This is a genomic window from Bacteroides sp. RTP31139st1_H2_RTP31139_211217 (assembly GCF_040227615.1).
In the GTDB taxonomy this organism is placed as follows: domain Bacteria; phylum Bacteroidota; class Bacteroidia; order Bacteroidales; family Bacteroidaceae; genus Bacteroides; species Bacteroides uniformis.
In genome coordinates this window covers 1-4,484 of sequence record NZ_JBCNZM010000218.1, presented here as the reverse complement: position 1 = coordinate 4,484, position 4,484 = coordinate 1, and the positions used below count along the sequence as shown (strand labels likewise).

Annotated in this window: 2 protein-coding genes, 1 tRNA gene and 1 pseudogene; 2 read left to right on the top strand and 2 right to left on the bottom strand. The window is 41.9% G+C overall.

Translation table 11 applies throughout. The annotated features are described in order from the left end of the window. Nucleotides 1–1,058, bottom strand: a pseudogene (locus ABUA47_RS22180) (pyruvate formate lyase family protein); the annotation flags it as partial. Nucleotides 1,059–1,657: 599 nt separating this feature from the next. On the opposite strand from ABUA47_RS22180, the gene ABUA47_RS22175 reads away from it, so the two are divergent. Then, a tRNA-Ser gene (locus ABUA47_RS22175) sits at nt 1,658–1,742 on the top strand. A gap of 75 nt (nt 1,743–1,817) precedes the next feature. Further along, nucleotides 1,818–2,783, top strand: a complete 966-nt coding sequence (locus ABUA47_RS22170) for a CfxA family broad-spectrum class A beta-lactamase (RefSeq protein ID WP_008770854.1) — start codon at nt 1,818–1,820, stop codon at nt 2,781–2,783. Between the two features lie 103 nt (nt 2,784–2,886). Here the strand turns inward: ABUA47_RS22170 and ABUA47_RS22165 are convergent, their stop codons facing one another. Beyond that, entirely contained in the window at nt 2,887–4,290 is a 1,404-nt protein-coding gene (locus ABUA47_RS22165; protein ID WP_349832062.1) for a mobilization protein, read from the bottom strand. Between the last annotated feature and the right edge of the window lie 194 nt (nt 4,291–4,484).

Sequence of the window (4,484 nt, the reverse complement as noted above, 5' to 3'; positions counted from 1 at the left end):
GGCAGTTCGGGACTCCACAATACGGTCAAGTTCGGTTCCGGAGAAGGACCGAGGTTGTATAGCGTCTGCAAAAAGCGGAAAGAAGTCTTGGTGACCTTCACGCGTCCGTCATTGAAGCGTCCTCCGATGGCTTCGGTCACCCAAGTCGGGTCACCGGCAAAGATATCATTGTATGATTGCATACGCAGATGGCGTACCATGCGCAGCTTGATGACGAACTGGTCTATCAGTTCCTGTGCAAACGTCTCATTGATTTTTCCGTGAGCCAGATCGTATTCAATGAATATATCGAGGAACGAAGATACGTTACCCAGTGACATGGCTGCTCCGTCCTGCTCTTTGATGGCAGCAAGATATGCCATGTATACCCATTGCACGGCCTCTTGAGCTGATGTAGCCGGATGGCTGAGGTCGAGTCCGTAATATTCGCCCATAACCTTGATGTCCTTCAAAGCTTTGATTTGTTCTGCCACTTCTTCGCGTAGACGGATGCGTGCTTCGGTCATCGGGCCGGTGAGGTTGCGCAAGTCCTCCTGCTTGGCTTCAATCAGACGGTCGATGCCGTAGAGAGCCAATCGGCGGTAGTCGCCGATGATACGTCCGCGGGCATAGTTGTCGGGCAATCCGGTAAGGAATCCCAGTGAGCGGAAGGAACGGATTTCTTCGGTATATACATCGAATACGCCGTCGTTATGTGTTTTGCGGTAATGGGTGAAGATGTCTTTTACTTTATCGTCCACTTCCACTCCGTTTTCACGGCATGCTTTTGCTACCACGTTGATGCCTCCGAAAGGTTTGATGGATCGTTTCAACAGTTCATCAGTCTGCAAACCGACAATAAGTTCATTGTCCTTATCAATATACCCGGCTTTATGAGAAGTGATGGTAGATACGGTGGTATTGTCCAGTGAACGGACGCCATTGTTGTTCCTTTCTTCTTCGAGAGCCTTCAGACAGATGTCCCAGATACGTTTGGTACGTTCGGTAGGTCCCTGCAAGAAAGATGCATCCCCGGTATAGGGTGCGATGTTTTTACTGACGAAATCACTGACATTGATTTCTTTATTCCAAAGCCCATTGGTAAAGGTTTTGTTCAATTCCATAAAATTTGTTTTTGTTAGTAGGTTAGATAATGTTATCCTTTAGAGCGCGCAAAAATACTGAATAAATTCCGTAATTTTATAAGAGATACTTCTCTTTTTATGTTGAACAGCATAAAATAACTATTATTAGGTAGTGAATGTCCGGGGGAGTAGAGATGTTAATACTTTCTTTATATGTGGTTTATGAATTGAAACAAGAACCGAATAATAATCTGCATTATTTACAAATGATGTAGGTTTAAGGAACAGTCGTATTCTGAACCTAATTCAGTCGTATAGTGAATGCCATTCAGTCGTATACTGAATAGGGTTCAATCGTATACTGAATGTGGCTCTTTGTAAATATACTGATAGCCAGTAAGTTATAAAACTCTGTCTTGCCCTTGATAAATTTCAACAAATAGCCTAAATGCCGTTATGTTCGTTCCGTAGTGGGTATAAACAAGAATTTTGGTATAATTGCTCTGTTTTTGTGCAGAAAAGTTTGTAGAATAAAAAATGATTTGTATCTTTGCACCGCTTTAAAAGAAAAGCACTTCTGAAAAAGAAGTTTTGGAGAGGTGGCAGAGTGGTCGATTGCGGCGGTCTTGAAAACCGTTGTGCTGCGAGGCACCCGGGGTTCGAATCCCTGTCTCTCCGCAATAAACGCTGAAAATCAGCAAATTATAAAACAAACACCCAATTTTACACCCAATAATGTTTAAAAATCGTAGTATGAAAAAAAGTAGAAGAAAACGCCTTGTAATTTTGTGTATAGCTTTAGTTTGTATCATAGTTTTAGTTTTTTTATTGTTCTCTAAATCAACTTCTAATAATAGTACAAATCCACCTTTGACAGATGTTTTGACTGATAGCATTTCTCGGATAGTATCAGCTTGTCCTGGTGAAATTGGAGTGGCAATTATTATTAATAACACAGATACAGTTAAAGTTAATGATAAGAGTGTATATCCTATGATGAGTGTATTTAAGGTTCATCAGGCATTAGCTCTTTGCAATGATTTTGATAACAAAGGGATTTCACTTGATACCTTAGTAAAGATAGATAGGAATAGACTTGATTCAAAGACTTGGAGTCCTATGATGAAAGATTATTCCGAGTTGGTTATATCATTAACCGTGAGAGATTTACTTCGTTATACTATTGCTCAAAGTGATAATAATGCAAGCAATCTGATGTTTAAAGATATGGTCAATGTTGCTCAAACTGACAGTTTTATAGCCACACTTATTCCTCGTTCAAGTTTTCAGATAGCTTATACAGAAGAGGAAATGTCGGCTGACCACGATAGGGCTTACTTTAATTATACATCTCCTCTTGGTGCCGCAATGTTGATGAACCGTTTGTTTACCGAAAGTATTGTCAGTGGTGAGAAGCAAAGTTTCATTAAGAATACATTAAAAGAATGTGTGACAGGTACAGATAGAATAGTCGCTCCGCTTCTTGATAAAGAAAGGGTTTCTATTGCACATAAGACGGGTTCTGGTGATGTCAATGAAAATGGTATTCTTGCAGCTCACAATGATGTTGCCTATATATGCCTGCCTAATAATGTCTGCTATACTTTAGCGATATTTGTTAAGGATTTCAAGGGTAATGAATCACAAGCATCACAATATGTTGCGCATATATCAGAGGTCGTATATTCTTTATTAATACAAAATTCGGCAATTCCTTAAGTTGCGTTTACTTTGAAGCTTCAATGGTAAACATTATATAATTTATACAATATAAAAGCACTTCGTAACTATCAGAGTGCTTTTATATTGTCTTTTTTTTCTATTATAACTTGAATCCTCTACTTTTTCTTGGTTCTTCCGTTGGTTGTCGCAAACCTTGCCGAAGTTTCTCCCATTGCTCTTTGAACCATTCGCTTATCGGTTGCCTGTTTATGGTCAGTACAAGTTTGCTATCATCGGTCGGATTCTTCTCCACCTTGAAGATGTTGTTTTTGATTTCAAACTTTCTTCTATGTTCCTCGGAATAAATCTTGCCATTACATTGGATAGCTTCTTTCCTTGTCAAAAGACAATCTATCATATCTTTGGTAAATCCAATGACAGCGCAGAGTTTTTCCATTCTCAACATTTCTCTAAGCATCGGAAACCACTTGAATGCCTTTTCAAGCAGAGTGTTCAATCGTGATATTTCCCTGTCTTTGGCTTCAAGTTCTTGGTTGTGTATGCTCTGAAGATTGCGTATCTGTTTGACATGTCGCTCTTGCATTTCCTGCATTTGGATTTTGAGGGTGTCAATACCTTTGTCTCGTTTGGCAATCTCTTGGTGCAAATCTTCATTAGTTCGCTCCAGCTCTTTCATCTTTCCACTTCCGAAAAGAGAACCAACTCCGCTTGCTATGGCGGTGGCTGCATTGGTGGCTGTTTTCTTTAGCTTGTCAGTGCGTATTTCTGATTTCACCTGTTTCAGTTCCTGTTCAGCAAGACCTATCTGTTCTTCTTTGTGCCGTTTTGCAGCATCCATGCGTTGCAGTTCGGCTCTCTGCTTTTCAATGATGAAATCATTTCGTTCCAAATGTTCCTTTCCGGTCTCGGATTTAGATTGCCCACGTTGCATGGAGAGGATGTCAGATGCCAAAGTCTGCATTTCCATCATATCGTCATCATTGAGCTTTTGGCTCTTGCCCGTGTCGTGGTTCATCCAGTCGAATACGATATGGGCATGATAATTCGGCTTAAACCACTTTTCACCGACTTGGAAACTCTCCCTATCCCCGGTTTTGGGTTGTCCACTAAGCCAGTGTCCCTCGTCCTTATGCAGGAAGATTTGGAGCGGTGTAATACCCCAGCGTCTCTGGCACTCCTCACCAAACTTTCGTACATCTGCCAGTGTTGTATCTGGTCTGATGAGCAATACTCCCTCACGGATTGGAGAACATCCAGCCACTTTTATAATCTTTCCATTCTTTCCCTTGCGCTCACGCTCCTTTTCCTGCATCGCTCGTCCGGTCTTTTCCTTGACCATCCGTTTGATGCTGTCATAGTGCGCCTGCAGGTCAGGACTGCCGAAGCCCGGGTTTATCCACTGCTCGTTATTGGAAGTCAGTTCGGGTACAATGTAGATTCTGGACTCGCCGATATTGCGCATGTACTCGGCAGTTCTCCGGTTATGAGCCCCGCTTGATGTCACTCTGCAGGGTTTGATATGTATGCTTGATTTTGTTGCCATATTCTTAAAATTTGATTTGGATTGTTGATGAAATCTTCTGTTGTCCGCTCATAACCGCACAGGGTTCTTAGGGGTGCAACCCATAAGCGGAGATTGCAAAGAGAGGGGCACTCTTTGCTCGGGGTTCTTAGGGGAGAAACGCCCTGAGTGGGTCATTAGGGCAAAGCCCTAATCCCCTCGGGAGAGCCCACAAC

What these genes read in the sequence shown, in the direction of transcription:
- ABUA47_RS22170 (WP_008770854.1), top strand. Translation starts at nt 1,818, where the DNA reads ATGAAAAAAAGTAGAAGAAAACGCCTTGTAATTTTGTGTATAGCTTTA.
- ABUA47_RS22165 (WP_349832062.1), bottom strand. Translation starts at nt 4,290, where the DNA reads ATGGCAACAAAATCAAGCATACATATCAAACCCTGCAGAGTGACATCA.